13 protein-coding genes are annotated in these 15,008 nt (G+C 37.9%); 11 read left to right on the top strand and 2 right to left on the bottom strand.

Annotated features, from left to right (window positions below; all coding sequences use genetic code 11):
- The first annotated feature begins 6 nt into the window (after nucleotides 1-6).
- From soxB to ES948_RS00875, 7 genes are all read left to right on the top strand, one after another.
- Nucleotides 7-1,770: a thiosulfohydrolase SoxB gene (soxB, locus tag ES948_RS00905; protein ID WP_152183038.1), complete on the top strand. Its 1,764-nt coding sequence runs from the start codon at nucleotides 7-9 to the stop codon at nucleotides 1,768-1,770.
- Nucleotides 1,771-1,875: 105 nt separating this feature from the next.
- A complete protein-coding gene (locus tag ES948_RS00900; RefSeq protein ID WP_188109409.1) occupies nucleotides 1,876-3,090 on the top strand; it encodes a porin in 1,215 nt (404 codons plus the stop codon).
- A 28-nt stretch (nucleotides 3,091-3,118) separates the two neighbouring features.
- Complete coding sequence (locus tag ES948_RS00895; protein ID WP_152183036.1) at nucleotides 3,119-4,024, top strand: MBL fold metallo-hydrolase; 906 nt, start codon at nucleotides 3,119-3,121, stop codon at nucleotides 4,022-4,024.
- A complete protein-coding gene (locus tag ES948_RS00890) occupies nucleotides 4,017-4,391 on the top strand; it encodes a thioredoxin family protein (protein ID WP_152183035.1) in 375 nt (124 codons plus the stop codon). The genes ES948_RS00895 and ES948_RS00890 overlap by 8 nt, the downstream gene beginning before the upstream one ends.
- Nucleotides 4,392-4,402: 11 nt before the next feature.
- The gene (locus tag ES948_RS00885; RefSeq protein WP_152183034.1) at nucleotides 4,403-4,837 is read left to right on the top strand and encodes a DsrE family protein; all 435 of its coding nucleotides are present in this window, start codon (nucleotides 4,403-4,405) and stop codon (nucleotides 4,835-4,837) included.
- A gap of 11 nt (nucleotides 4,838-4,848) precedes the next feature.
- Entirely contained in the window at nucleotides 4,849-5,760 is a 912-nt protein-coding gene (locus ES948_RS00880; protein WP_152183033.1) for a DUF302 domain-containing protein, read from the top strand.
- Nucleotides 5,761-5,811: 51 nt separating this feature from the next.
- A complete protein-coding gene (locus ES948_RS00875; protein WP_152183032.1) occupies nucleotides 5,812-6,471 on the top strand; it encodes a hypothetical protein in 660 nt (219 codons plus the stop codon).
- On the opposite strand, the gene lpxB is transcribed toward ES948_RS00875, so the two are convergent.
- On the bottom strand, nucleotides 6,468-7,520 hold the full coding sequence (gene lpxB, locus ES948_RS00870) for a lipid-A-disaccharide synthase (protein ID WP_152183031.1): 1,053 nt from the start codon (nucleotides 7,518-7,520) through the stop codon (nucleotides 6,468-6,470). The two genes, ES948_RS00875 and lpxB, sit on opposite strands and share 4 nt — an antisense overlap.
- A gap of 55 nt (nucleotides 7,521-7,575) precedes the next feature.
- Here lpxB and ES948_RS00865 point away from each other — a divergent pair, with 55 nt between their 5' ends.
- Entirely contained in the window at nucleotides 7,576-8,766 is a 1,191-nt protein-coding gene (locus tag ES948_RS00865) for an amidohydrolase family protein (protein ID WP_152183030.1), read from the top strand.
- On the opposite strand, the gene tgt is transcribed toward ES948_RS00865, so the two are convergent.
- Nucleotides 8,763-9,881 (bottom strand): tRNA guanosine(34) transglycosylase Tgt, encoded by a 1,119-nt coding sequence (tgt, locus tag ES948_RS00860; RefSeq protein ID WP_152183029.1) that lies wholly within the window; start codon nucleotides 9,879-9,881, stop codon nucleotides 8,763-8,765. The two genes, ES948_RS00865 and tgt, sit on opposite strands and share 4 nt — an antisense overlap.
- A 96-nt stretch (nucleotides 9,882-9,977) precedes the next feature.
- Here tgt and efp point away from each other — a divergent pair, with 96 nt between their 5' ends.
- The 3 genes from efp (at nucleotide 9,978) to dnaE (ending at nucleotide 15,008) form a co-directional block, all read left to right on the top strand.
- Nucleotides 9,978-10,544 carry an elongation factor P gene (gene efp / locus ES948_RS00855; RefSeq protein ID WP_152183028.1) on the top strand — a complete coding sequence of 189 codons (567 nt, stop codon included), beginning with the start codon at nucleotides 9,978-9,980 and terminating at the stop codon, nucleotides 10,542-10,544.
- Between the two features lie 321 nt (nucleotides 10,545-10,865).
- Nucleotides 10,866-11,012 carry a hypothetical protein gene (locus ES948_RS10805; RefSeq protein WP_188109408.1) on the top strand — a complete coding sequence of 49 codons (147 nt, stop codon included), beginning with the start codon at nucleotides 10,866-10,868 and terminating at the stop codon, nucleotides 11,010-11,012.
- Between the two features lie 381 nt (nucleotides 11,013-11,393).
- Nucleotides 11,394-15,008 (top strand): DNA polymerase III subunit alpha, encoded by a 3,615-nt coding sequence (gene dnaE / locus ES948_RS00845; protein ID WP_152183027.1) that lies wholly within the window; start codon nucleotides 11,394-11,396, stop codon nucleotides 15,006-15,008.

Genomic DNA, 15,008 nt, shown 5'->3' with positions numbered 1-15,008 from the left:
TCTATAATGGAAATTTCAAGAAGAGACTTTATGCATATTGCAGCGATTTTTGGTCTCGGTATGGCAGCCGGTGGCTGTAATACCGGAGTGAAATCTCCTGCACAGATATCTTTAAAAGATATATATGATTTTAAAGCAAAAGGGAATTTTACACTGCTTCATATGTGTGACTTGCATGCACATATCAAGCCACTTTACTGGAGAGAGCCATCAACACTGATCTCTGCTCCAAATCTGGTTGGAACACCGGGATTTTTATGTGGTGAAGCATTTGCAAAGCATTATGGACTAGAGCCTAGTTCACTTGATGCATATTTTGATACATACATCAATTTTGAAGAGCTTGCGAAAAAGTTTGGAAAAATGGGTGGTATCGCTCATATGAAAACTTTGACGAACCATATTATTAAAGAGCGTGGAGCTGAGAATGTACTTTTCTTAGATTCTGGTGATACATGGCAGGGAACTGGTGTAGCACTAAAAACCGGTGGTGAAGCGATTGTAAAAGCACAGAACTATCTTGGTATTGATGTAATGGTAGGTCACTGGGAGTTTACTTACGGTAAAGAGAGAGTTAAAGAGCTCATTGATATGTTAGATGCGAAGTTTATCTCTCAAAATATTGTGGGTGATGATCCATTTGCAGATGAGTATGAAGAGCTTATTTTTGAGCCATATACTATCGAAGAGAGAGGTGGTGCCAAGATTGGTATCATCGGTCAGTCATTCCCATTTACTTCAACAGCAAACCCGAAAGAGTTTACAGAGGGTTGGAGTTTTGGTCTAAGACTTGAAACGCTTCAAGAGTATGTTGATGAACTTAGAAATGAGAAAAAAGTGGACTGTGTTGTTGTTCTTTCACATGATGGATTCAGTGTTGACCAAGAGGTTGCTCGTCAGGTAAATGGTATTGACTTTATCTTGAGTGGACATACACATGACCCTTCACCACAACCAATAACTATCAATGATACGGTAATCGTTATTGCTGGTAGTCATGGTAAGTACATCGGACGTTTGGATGTTGATGCAAAAGATGGAAAAGTAAAAGGGTATGAGTATAAACTCATTCCAATCGCTTCAAATCTTATTCCGGCTGATCCTGAAGGCGAGAAACTTGTTCATGAACTGTATGCTCCATTTGCAAAAGAGTTCAATGAAGTACTTGGTCAGACAAAAGGTATGCTTTACAAACGTGATACATTCTTTTCAACATTTGACCAACTCATCAATGATGCGATTATGGATGAGATGCAGTGTGATGTCTCTTTTACTCCAGGGTACAGATGGGGAACAACAGTTCTTGCAGGTGATGACATACTGATGGATAATGTTTATGAGATGTGTGGCATCACATACCCGAATGTTTATACATTTGAGTTAAAAGGTGAAAAAATAGCACAACTGCTTGAAGATATCGCAGATAATGTATTTAATGAAAATCCGCTCTACCAACAAGGTGGGGATATGAGTCGCTTGGGTGGTGTAACATACAGTATCGCTGTATCGAACAAAGCCGGTGAACGTATATCAAATCTTAAAATTGGAGGTAAGCCGATAGACTTAAATAAAACATATGTTGTCTCATCATGGGGTGGAAACTTACAAAAAGCAGGTGAGAATCTGCAAAAAGATAAGATCCGTCCTGTATACGATGTAGTTCGTGACTATATCAAAAGAGAAAAAGTGGTTGATGTGAGTAATAAAGGTAATGTTACTCTGCTTGATTACAGTTGTGGTTGTCCTACAAAAGGCTCTATGGGCTGTTAAGGATTGGGAGATGGCAGTTGGGGCTGCCATCTTTTGTTGAATATGTTATACATAAACAAGCGGTTTAATTATAACATATTCTTTATTTAAAAATAAGGGTTTATAATGAAAAAGAATATGGTTAAATTAGCTGCAGGTGCTGCAGCAGTACTTTTAATGGCGACTTCAGCAGAAGCTGGTTATACAATGAAGAAAAAAGTAGGTGATGTTGATACAAAACTGACTTTCTTTGGTTTTGCTCAGCTTGAGGCTGTTGGTGGAAAAGGTATGCAAATCAAAGAAGCTGGTTCTGTAGATAAAGCAAGCTCTGATATTGCATTTCGTGCACAGCGTATTCGCCTTGGTTGGAAATATGTAGCCGGTAAAGTTCGTGGTAAAGTCTTTTTAGATTTTAATCAAGATCATAGTAGTGCTAATGGTGGTGATGCAACAGATGGTGCAGCAATGCCTAAAATGATTAAAGATGCATTTATCTCTTATGTAGCTGATCCTGCTTTTGTTATTAAAGCCGGTCTTATTAAAATGCCAAATGGTATGAGTTTTACAATGCCAGGATGGAACCTCGATATTGCTGAGCGTGGTTTTGATAAATCTTTAGCATTAGAGAGAAATACTGGTTTGATGATCTCTGGTCGTGGTATTGGTTATGCAGGGAATAAGGTAGATGGTTTTGAAATGGGGCATGAGCGTCCATGGAAAGGTTTTGGTTATGATATTATGATAGCTAACCAAGCAAACAGAAGTTCTGCCGTGAACAGTACAGAGTTTGGTGGAAACTCTTATGCAGTCCGTGGTATGTTTGACTGGACAGAAAAGTTTCATATGGAAGCTTCATATGCAGTAAGTGAAAATGCAGATGGTAATGATGCATTAACTACAAATGGGGAAGATTATTCAAATATCAATGTTGGTATTGATTCAAATCTTGGTAAGTTAAGTTTAAAAGCTGAATTTTTTGATGCTAAAAATATTTTAGGTACAAAAGATTATGATGAAACAGTGTATACTGCAACTGCAGGATATTTCGTAACACCAAAACTAGAGTTGGTTGCAAAACATCTTCAAGGTTCTGCACAAAAAGGTGCAACAGCAAATACTACTAAATTAGGAAATACGTATTTAGGTTTCAACCTTTTCCTATCACAACCATACTCTGATTTCTCTCGTAAAGCAAAACGTGCAAGAAATCAACATAAAGTTGTATTTAACTATATCCTAGCAAGTGGTTCAGGTGCAACTGAGGATGCTACAAGTAAATGGAGTGGTTTAAGTGGTTATAGAGACGATGCATTTATCGCTCAGTACCAGTTTAAATTCTAAAATAGTGTGATAAAAAAGGAGTTATGCTTTGAAGTCATTTTTGTTAAGTATTGTACTTGTAAATTCTCTTCTCTCCTTTGATTACAAACTTCAGCCCAAAGAGGTTAGCAGTGATGTGTTCTGCTTCTTCGGGCTACCAGAAGTGATGGATAAGCATAACAATGGAAACATGGTTAATTCATGTTTTGTTACTATGGGGAGCAGCTATCTTGTGATAGATAGTGGTCCCACATACCAATATGCCGAGCAAGCATATAAAAAAATGCAAAAAATAAAAAATCTTCCTATCTCTTACGTTATAAATACACATATTCATGATGATCATTGGCTTGGTAACAGTTTTTACAAGAAACAAAATGTTACTATTATAGGACCAAGCAGTTTTAAAGAGTTAGCAAAAGAAGAACAAACAAGAATGCAAAGAAGAATCTCTGCAGAAGCATTTCAAGGTACTACACAAGAATATCCAGGTCTATTTGTAGATAATGAAAAAGTTCTAAAGATTGATGGAGAAAAAGTTTTTATAAAAAGTGTAAATAATAAAGCTCATACAGAGAATGATCTTTACGTTTACATTCCAAGTAAAAAAGTTATTTTTGCAGGTGATTTAGTTTTTAATGAGAGGTTGCCATCTCTGCGTGACGGGGACATTAACGGCTGGATAAAAGCTTTGAAAGAGCTACGCTCTTTGGATGTTGTTTATGTGATTGGTGGGCATGGTGAAATGGTAAACAAAAAGGCCATTGATTTTACTTATAATTATCTTGTTACGTTGCGCAAGCAGGTAAAAAAACTGCTCGATGACGGTGAGGATATCGGTGATGTTGTTAATGCAGTTGTTATGCCGGAGTATAAAGGGGTTCCTTTTTATGACTCTATTCACAGACAGAATGTAGAGACAGTTTATAGAACATTGGAGTGGGAAAGTGAATAAAATATTTTTAATTTTAATAAGCGGATTTATATCACTGTTTGCATTGGAGTTTCATACATACGAAGAGGCTCTGAAACTACAGAAAAAAAACGCTAAACTCATTATGATTGATGTGGTACGAAGTGATTGTCATTATTGTAAGGATATGCAAAGAGAAGTTTTTGATAACAAAGAGATGTCTACATGGTTAGAGAAACGTTTTATTCCTGTAAAGCTCAATCTTGATTTTGATGAGCTGCCACTGGGTATTCATGTTTACTTTACACCAACATTTTTCTTTGTAGATTCGGATCAACAAATCATTAAGAAGATTCCGGGTTCTTGGAACATTCAAGATTTTAAAGATTTGACAAAAAATATAAAATAAAGGCACATTTGATGAAAAAATTTACACTCATTTTACTTAGCTTTTGTATTCTCTTATTTGCAGATACAGAGTATGCAGACCCAAAGCCTTCGATTGACAATCCAAGACAAATTGTCTTTTCTGTCACAGAAGATTCTCCGCATGCTCTTGATCATATACTGAGTGTCGCAAACAATGTACTGAAGTTTTACGGACCGGAAAAAGTAGAGATGAAAATCGTTGCTTATTCCAAAGGTCTTGCACTGCTGTACAAACGTAACCGGACAACTGCTATACGTGTAGATGCTTTAATGCAGTACGATGTAGAGTTCGTTGCCTGTGGTAATACGATGCGAACACTCAAAGTAAAAGAAGAAGACCTGATAGAGGGCTCTGTAATTGTGACAGCTGGTGTAGTTGAACTTTTAGAGAGTGTAAAAGCAGGTTGGATTTATATTAAACCATAAGGATAACAGATATGAAAAAGATATTACTATTTGCAGTTGCACTCCTTTGTGCTGTTTCACTCCACGCAAAGGGTGATTTGAATATTTTTAGTGTTGATAATGCTAAAGGAAAAATTACATCTGATACGATTGCCAAAACTTTAGAGAAGAATGGTTTTGGGATTGATCTTATCAGTAAGATGAACGGACCATTTAAGATTCAGTTTAAACAAACTGACTTTACGATCTTTACATTGATGACAGTGCATCACACTAAACTAGCAGCTGATCTGCTTGTGAAGTATCCACAAGCCGGAGCACTTACACCAATGGGTGTAGGAATTTACCAAAAAAAGGGCGACAATATTCTCTATGTCTCTATTTTAACAGCGGATGCGCAGAGAAAAATCTTAGGAATTGACTCTAAAATCCTTGATGCTATTGATAATGATCTTATCAAAGCACTTAAAATCGCACTGCCGGGTGCTATAATGAAAGAGAGTGAAGATTCACTCAAAACAGCACATGATTTAGTGACAACATATGAACTAGACCTTGATGGGGAAGATTGGGAAGATGCAAAAGATGAGTTTGAGATGAGTCTTGAAGAGTCTTTCAAACCGTATGGTTTTGTGACGGCAGCAACACAGGATTTGACATTCTTGGATGATAAGATTGAAGAAGTGTATGATTTTTACGATACATACTCTATCTGTAAATTAAAAGTTATCTACACAGTAGCAAAATCACGTCCGGAAGCTTCGGCATTTGCACCATGTACAACAATGGTCTATAAGAAAAAAGATGAAGATAAAATCGTAGTAGGTTTTCCATCGGTTTACAACTGGATGAGCTCTGCAAGAGTAGAAGACAAAGCTGCGAAAAAAGAGCTTTTAAAAGCACAGAGTGATTTTGAGTCAATTTTAAAAGAGCTTACTGAATAATTTATGGCATATATGGGTATAATTTCAAAATATACCCATATAGGAAGCTAAATGCCTGCTGCTACAATTTCAATCAAACCAAATAACCATCGTATTTATCAATGTCCACAAGATAAAAAAGAAGATCTTTTAAATAAGATCATAGAAGAAAATAGTAATGAAGATATTTTAGTTGTCTGCTCAGCTAAGCCTGAAGCTTTAAAAGCAAAGTTACAAAATCAAAATATCAGAGTGATCGAAGACAGAGGACTCGTAAAAAACAAAGATCTCAAATGTGACTTTTTAATCAGTTATGATATGCCGATAGAAGCGATTGTTTATATGGCAAGAGTTTCAAAAGCTATAAAGAGAGCTGTAATGCTCTTAGATGAGCGTGAACAAAAAGCACTGCATAATATAGAGAGACTGCTTGGACGTGCAATTAAACAAGAACAGGTTACAGGATTTGAATATCCTCAAAAAACTTCTTTATCATCAGATAAGCCCGTAAGAAAAAAACTCTCAAAAGATGAGATCAAAGAAGTTGCGAAGAAACGTTATGAAAAGTCTACGCAGGAAAAACCAAAATTTGACAAGCCACAGTTTGAAAAACCAAAGCGTGAGTTTCAAAGTGATGATAAAAAAGATGACAAATGGGCAAAAAAGAAAAAAGCACCTAAAGTTATAGGTAAAAAGATTAGTATTAAAGCTCGTAAACCAAAAGAGGACTAAGCTTCTTCGATAACTTGAACAACTCTTTTTGAACTGCCATGTTGCAAATACTTACGCAGAGCTTTAGAGTTTTGTAAAAAGTGTGTAGTGTCATACTCTTTATAACTTTTTAGAAGATTCTCTACAGTTACCGCATCTTGTAAAAACTCCGGATGAATCTCCACCCCTTTAAACTTCTCAAACATAATATTTGCAAGTCCTACGTGAGAGAGCTTTACAACACGACTCCCGATGAAATAATCCAAAGGTTTTGCTTTATAAGCCAAGATAAAAGGTGTACCGATAAGAGCAGCTTCAAGCGTTGCAGTACCACTGCAGATAAATGCAAAATCAGCCTCACGCAGGGTTTGGTGTGCGCCATGACGTACTTCAAAGTTTGAGAGATCTCCATAAAGCTCTTTAATATCTTCATCTGAAAAATATTCAGGAATGATAACTGTAGCTTTTTTTATCTCACGCAGCTCTTTACGTAACTCTTGAAATATCGGCATCAATCGTTTAATCTCACCCTTACGGCTTCCTGGCATAAAGGTAATATGTTCTATTTCTTTTACATTTTCCTCTTTAAACTCTTTAATCTGGTCAAGCAGAGGATGCCCTACATACTCAATCGGTGCATCTTTTGGATAGTAAGAAGGCTCAAACGGTAAAATAGAGCAGAGGTGGTCTATGGTATGTGTTAAGACAGGGATGCGTTTTTTCTTCCATGCCCAGGCCTGAGGCAAAATGTAGTAGATAATCTCTTTGTCCGGATATCTCTTTTTTATCTTTTTTGCAAGGGGGAGATTAAATCCTGATGAGTCAATAAGCAGGACTTTGTCAGCTTCACGAGAGAGCTCTACCATTTCATCTGCAAGCTTGAAAAAGAAGCGCAGTTTTTTGAGTGCATCAACGATGCCCATAATGGCCAAACTTCTTAAATCTACGATAGGCTTGCCAAGATCACTGTCAAATATACCCATGAGTTCTGTATCCTCACGCAACTCATTTTTTAAAGATTTGAGATGAACATTTGCTGAGTGTTCAAGTGCGGATACAAGAATTTTCATGAGTTTTAAGCCTTAATCATTTATAATGCTGTAATTATATCGAAGGTGTACTGCAATGTTGATAAAAAATGCGATAGTTTGTGATGTAGATGGTGAGAGAGAAGTTGATGTACGGATTGAAAATGATCTTATTGTAGAGATAGGTAAGGGACTCAGTGACAGTGAAACAGTAGATGCACAAGGTGCCTATCTGCTTCCATCTCTGATAGATCTCAATGTTCGCCTAAAAGATTCACAGCTTAACTCAAAAAGTATTACAGCAGTAGCACAGGAAGCCAAACAAGGTGGAGTAGGGCATATTGTCCTTAATGCTGACAGCACGCCTGCCATAGATGATGAAGTGGTTTTAGAGTTTGCGCAAAATTCCATCAAGACAATCGATGATGTTCAAGTGGATTTGATGCTCAATGCCTTAAAAGAAGATATGACACTCTCAAATATCGCGATTCTTTTGAAAAAAGGAGTCATCGCTCCTTATATGAGTACTATTGCAAAAAATAACATTGCCATTAAAATTGCTGAGTATGTGCAGATGTATGGTGTGACACTTTTTTGTAAAGCAGAAGACAACTCACTCATTAATGCGGGTGTGATGCTTGATGGTGATGTAAGCTCCCGTCTTGGACTTGCAGGTATTCCAGAGCTCTCTGAAGTATTGCATGTCTCACGTATGATAGAGATTGCAAGATATTTTGACATTAAAATCCTTTTTAAATCGATCGCATCTCCTCGTTCAGTTGAGTTGATTGCCAAGGCAAAGGAGGAAGGTGTGGATGTTGCCTGTGAAGTCTCACTGCATCATCTAGTGCACTCTGATGAAGCATGTGAAGGCTTTAATACTACAGCAAAGCTTAATCCACCTCTTGCATCAAAAAATGATATGACGGCTCTGTGTGAGGCACTTAAAAACGGACTTATTGATACATTGACAACTCTTCACCAGCCAAATTCTCCGGTAAACAAGGAAGTAGCATTTTATGATGCTGCATATGGATGTGAAGCACTGAGTGATGCACTGCCACTTTACTATACGAAGTTAGTAAAAAGCGGGTTGCTTTCAATGCGTGAGCTTCTAAAACTGACAGTTGAAAATCCAGCCAAAAATATAGCTCTTCAAGCTGGAAAAATAGAAGTAGGAGAGCGTGCTGATTTAGTCCTATTTGATATCAGTAAAAAGTACAAAGTGAAAAACCAGCAGTCACTTTACAACGGAGAAGAGTTAGTTGGAGAAGTTAAAAGTATCTAACTTCTCTTGGCATAAAACTCTTTTTTATACTCTGAAAATCTATCTTCTAAAATAGCCTCACGTACCTCACGCATCAAGTTCAAGTAGTAGTGGAGATTGTGAATTGTAGCAAGTCTGAAGTATGTTATCTCACGTGAGCGAAAGAGATGGTTAATATAAGCGCGTGAGTAGGTCTTACAAGTGATACATTCACACTCAGGATCAATAGGAGCTTCATCTTCTTTATACTTTGCACCTTTGATATTGAGCTTTCCAAAAGAGGTAAAGAGTGTGCCGTTTCTTGCATTTCTTGTTGGCATAACACAGTCAAACATATCGATACCGCGTTCGATGTTCTCTATCAAATCCTCTGGTGTCCCAACACCCATAAGATAGCGTGGCTTATCTTCTGGCATATACTGAGTTGTGTGTTCTACTGTGTCATACATCTCATTATTAAGCTCACCTACAGAGAGACCTCCAATGGCAAAACCGTCATAATCAAGTGCACAGAGTTCTGTTGCACTTTTTGTACGGAATGCTTTGTCCGTTCCACCTTGGATGATAGCAAAGATATTTTGATCAACACCGATACCCTCTTTTTGTTTTGCACGAAAGTACTCTATAGACTCTTTTGCCCATGCAGTTGTCCGTTCGATAGAGAGCTTGATGCGCTCCTGAGTAGCAGGAAGTGCTACAAGGTCATCTAAAATCATCATAATATCAGAACCAAGATTATGCTGGATGTCGATAACTTTTTTTGGAGTAAAGAAGTGCTTGCTTCCATCTATATGGCTACGAAATTCAATACCGTCTGTTTTTGGCTTACTCATATCAGAAAGAGAAAATGCCTGAAAACCACCGCTGTCTGTTAAAAAGCTTTTTGGGTACTTTGTAAAACCGTGTAGTTTTCCCATTTTTGCCACCGTTTTGTCTCCGGGACGCAGATACATATGGTAGGTATTTGCCAAAATGATTTCAGCACCGAGCATATCCAAAACATCATGGACATCAAGTGATTTTACACTCCCAACAGTACCAACAGGCATAAATACAGGGGTCTTGATAGTTGAATGTGCAGTCTCAATCGTAGCAGCACGTGCTTTGCCACTCGTAGCTTCTAAAATAAATTTCATAAAAATAAATTCCTATTTTTTAAATAATGGTGCAATTATAACATTCTAAGCACTTTTATTGTAAAATCTATTAAAATATTTTTTAAAGGTGTATAAATGGCAACTATCGGTATGGGCGATATCAAAAAGAACGTTCGTTTAATAGTAAACGGAGTTCCTTATAAAGTTGTAGAGTTTCAACATGTAAAACCAGGTAAAGGTGCTGCATTTGTTCGTATGAAAATCAAGAGTTTTTTAAATGGTAAAGTTGTTGAGAAGACTGTTCACGCAGGTGATAAATTTGAAGTACCTGAGATCACGTACAAAACGATGCAATATCTTTATGATGATGGTGAGATGTATCAGTTTATGGACAATGAAACATATGATCAGCTTGGTCTCTCTTACGAGCAGTGTGATGATGCTGCAAAATGGTTCAAAGATGGAATCAATGTGGATATCATCTTCTATAAAGGTGATGCTATCTCTGTTGCAGCACCAGAAATTATGGAGTTTGTTATCACAGAAACTCCACCAAACTTCAAAGGGGATACTTCAAGCGGAAGTAAAAAACCGGCAACACTGGAGAGTGGTGCGGTCATTCAAGTACCATACCATGTTTTAGAGGGTGATACTGTCAAAGTAAATACGGTTGATGGTGAGTATTTAGAAAAAGTAAAATAATAAGAGTTATTTTACTGAATTTTAGGGAAAAATAAAATGTACTTAGCAACAAAGAACTGCCAAAATTAGGATTTTTATATTTAGATTATGTACTGCGTTTTTTTGACCACTCTAACTTTAAAGGGTGGCCAAACAAGATAGAGACGGTAACATATCACTGGAAAAATGATAAAGATCGTTTTATCAAAGAGGTTAAACGTAAGAAGATTGATGTTTTCATCGGAAACATTCCTGCAACTGCATATGAGACATTTCGTGAGATTGCACGTGAGCTTCCTCATGTACGCTTCATCCCATCACTTACTATAAGGTAAGAAAAAAGTGAAAAAAATCGTTGAACACTTTGGAAGTGTTGATGATGTTGTTGGTGTTATCCATCAAAATCCATCAATACTCGAAGAGGTAAAAGGTATCACTTCAAAACTTGTTAAAAGAATAGAAAAAGCTTGGAAAAAACTTCTTAAATAACTCTCTTTTTTCCTCCCACATTCTGTGTGGGAACTTCTTTAAAATTCTTACTCCACATTAAGCAAAATTTACTATAATCAGCAATAGACTTCTTGTATAATTTCTATATGTCTCAACATATTATAGAGAGTTTTAATCAAGGCAGATGTTCTCAAGCGTAGCCAAAGCTACGGTTGGGGTTATCTAACGCAGAGTAAAGCTCTCTATAATATGCCCATAGGGAGAGCTAAGAAGCAGCAACCTTGCACAAAAAAATATTTTCACTTTAGCTATAGCTAGGCTGAAAAATTTGTTTTGCACAATCTTACTACTTCTTAGCTCCTTGAGACATATAGAAATTATACAAGAAGTCTATAAAATTTAAGATTTTTAGGATAAAAATTGAGCGCACAACTTCCTTTTACACATTTACATTTACATACAGAATATTCACTCTTAGACGGTGCCAACAAACTCTCAAATCTGGTAAGCCGTGTAAAAGAGCTTGGTATGACTTCTGTAGCAATGACAGACCATGGAAATATGTTTGGTGCCATTGATTTTTACAAGCAGATGAAAGATGCAGGTCTTAAGCCCATTATCGGGATGGAAGGCTACATCCATAACGGTGAGACTCTGGGTGACAAGTCTACAAAACAGCGTTTTCATATCTGCTTGTACGCTAAAAATAAAAAGGGTTATGAGAACCTGATGTATCTCTCTTCAAAAGCTTTTATAGAGGGATTTTACTACTTTCCTCGTATCAATAAAAAAGAGTTGCGTGAGCATAGTGAAGGGCTTATCTGTACATCTGCTTGTCTGCAAGGCGAAGTAAACTGGCATCTTAACTTGCAAAATGAGAGAAATGTCAAAAATGGAGCACTCGGCTATGAGGGTGCACTTGAAGTTGCACGTGAGTATCAGGATATCTTTGGAGATGATTTTTATCTTGAGCTTATGCGTCACGGTATCGGAGACCAGCTCTACATTGATGAACAGATCTTAAAGATATCACGTGAGACGGGCATCAAAGTCGTAGCAACAAATGATACACACTATACATATCCTGATGATGCACAGTATCATGAGGCATTTATGTGTATCGGGATGAATAAACTCTATGATGACCCAAACAGAATGCGTCACTCAGTCCATGAGTTCTACATCAAATCTCCTGATGAGATGGCACGCCTTTTTGCCGATATCCCAGAAGCACTACTGCATACGCAAGAGATTGTAGATAAGTGTGAAGATTTTGTCCCTATTGTAAAGACTCCTACACCGCCACACTTTAAATTCACGCAAGAGTATGCGAAGGCAGAGGGACTTGATATTAACAATGAAGATGATGCTCCACTACCTGATGATGCAAGTGAAGAGGAGAAGAAAAAGTGGATGAGTGCGGCTGATAAAAATGATGCCGCGTACTTTGTCTACAAATGTAAAGAGGGACTTGAAGAGCGTCTTAAAATCGTACCACCAGAGCGTCATGAAGAGTACAGAAAACGGCTTGATTTTGAGATGGATATCATCAACTCAATGAAATTTCCGGGTTATATGATGATCGTTTGGGACTTTGTTAAAGAGGCCAAAAAGATGGGAATCGCTGTTGGACCTGGTCGAGGGAGTGCAGCAGGAAGTCTTGTTGCCTATGCCTTAGAGATTACAGACATTGACCCGATGAAGTATGATCTGCTCTTTGAGCGTTTTTTAAATCCTGAACGTGTAAGTATGCCCGATATCGATATGGACTTTATGCAGGCACGCCGTGGCGAGGTGATTGACTATGTTGTAAAAAAGTATGGACGTAATCAAGTAGCACAAATCATTACTTTTGGTTCGCTTCTTGCAAAAGGGGTTATCCGCGATGTCGCCCGTGTTCTTGATATGCCGCTCTCTCAAGCAGACAAAATGGCAAAACTCATCCCTGATGAGCTTGGAATCACGCTTAATGGAAAGACTAAAAAAGGTGAGTTTATTGAGGGTGCTTTTCAAAAAGAGCCAAAGCTTCAAGAGCTGGTAGAGTCAGACCCTCAAGCCAAGCGTGTTTGGGAGTTTGCTAAAAAACTCGAAGGTCTAAAACGTAACTCGGGAATGCATGCAGCAGGTGTTGTTATAAGTAATGAAGAGCTTTGGAAAAAGACACCGATCTATAAGCCAAGCGGGGAAGATACTTTTGTAACACAATATTCACTGAACTATTTAGAGGATGTTGATCTGATCAAGTTTGACTTCTTGGGACTCAAAACACTCGATGTTATTCAAAATGCTGTCAAACTTATTAAACGTCGATATGATGTAGATGTTAACTGGCATACGATTGATGAGAATGATCCAAAAGTGTATGAGATTATCCGAAGCGGTGATACTGTCGGGATGTTCCAGATAGAATCTTCCGGTATGCAAGACCTAAACCGTCGTTTGAAACCTGACAGCTTTGAGGATTTGATCGCGGTATTGGCACTTTATCGTCCGGGACCGATGGAGTCAGGAATGCTTGACAGTTTCGTTGAACGTAAGCATGGTCGTGAGAAGATAGAGTATACCTTTGACTCTATGGAGCCGATCCTTAAAAATACCTACGGGGTCATCGTTTATCAAGAACAGGTTATGCAGATCGTTCAGACCATTGGTGGTTTTTCTCTTGGGTATTCTGACATTATCCGTCGTGCTATGGGTAAGAAAAAAGATATGGCCGTCTACAATGCCGAGTTCTCTGAGGGTGCTGCAAAACAGGGGTATGATTATGAAAAAGCGAGTAAGCTTTTTGATTTGATTGAGAAGTTCGCGGGTTATGGTTTTAACAAATCTCACTCAGCAGCATATGCGATGGTTACCTTTCAGACAGCATGGCTCAAAACATACTATTCAAATGAGTTTATGGCGGCACTTTTAACATCTGATAAGGACAATACAGACAAAGTTGTCCGATACATCGATGAAGTAAAACGTATGGGGATTGAGCTTTCCCCTCCAGATATCTGTGATTCACAATTAGAATTTTCTGCAATTAACAAAGATGGACAAGAGGTCATTTTATTTGGACTTGGTGCTATCAAGGGAGTCGGTGAGGCTGCCGTTGAAGCGATGCTCGAAGAACGTGAAGAGAATGGTGACTATGTCAGTTTGGAAGATTTTGTAAACAGAATCGAGCCTTCTAAAGTAAACAAGCGTGTTATAGAGTCTATCATTAAAGCCGGTGGATTTGATAGATACGGCTACTCACGTAAGGCACTCTTAGATCAGATAGAACTCATCATTGAGACTGCGAAAAAAGCGAGCGAGGCAAAGAAAAATGCCATGGGTTCTCTCTTTGGTGATGATGCGGAGATCACAACGGTAAAACTAGAACTCACTAACTCAGATGAGTATGAACTCAAAGAGATTTTAGAGTTTGAAAAAGACACACTTGGTTTTTATGTATCGGGTCACCCGATGGATGAGTACCGTGAGATATTAGATGAGTTAAACTATACACTCTCATCCGAATTAGAGAGCATTAAAGATGGTTCATTTGCGATATTTATCGGTAAAGTCGAAGAGATTCAGAGAAAGATATCCAAAAAAGGAAATCAGTTTGGTATAGTGAATCTGATGGACTTCCATGGAAATATTGATATTATGCTCTTTTCAGACAAGTTAGAGCAACTCGAAGCGATGGACCTTGAAGAGCCGGTTGCTTTTAAAGCACGCATTACCCATACAGACTTTGGTCCGCGTTTGAATGTAACGAAAATCATGACGCTCAAAGATGCAAAAAGAGAGACAAAAAAGGTAAAAACAGAGATCCAGGAAGCTCCGCCTGAGCCGGTCAATCTTGCCGTGAGACTCTCTAGTGATTTTGATGTCTTAGAAAATCTTTACAGCATAATTCGCCAACATCCAGGTAACAGACCACTTAAAGTTACCATTGTTTCAAAACTGCATAATGTTGTCATCGATTCAGCTATTCGCGTGGGACCGAGTCTCATTAGTGCACTTGATGGTAATGAATATGTGGATATTTTAGGAGCTTAG

The sequence above is a fragment of the Sulfurimonas indica genome (assembly GCF_009192995.1).
GTDB lineage: Bacteria > Campylobacterota > Campylobacteria > Campylobacterales > Sulfurimonadaceae > Sulfurimonas > Sulfurimonas indica.
This window is presented reverse-complemented; position numbering and strand designations above follow the sequence as displayed.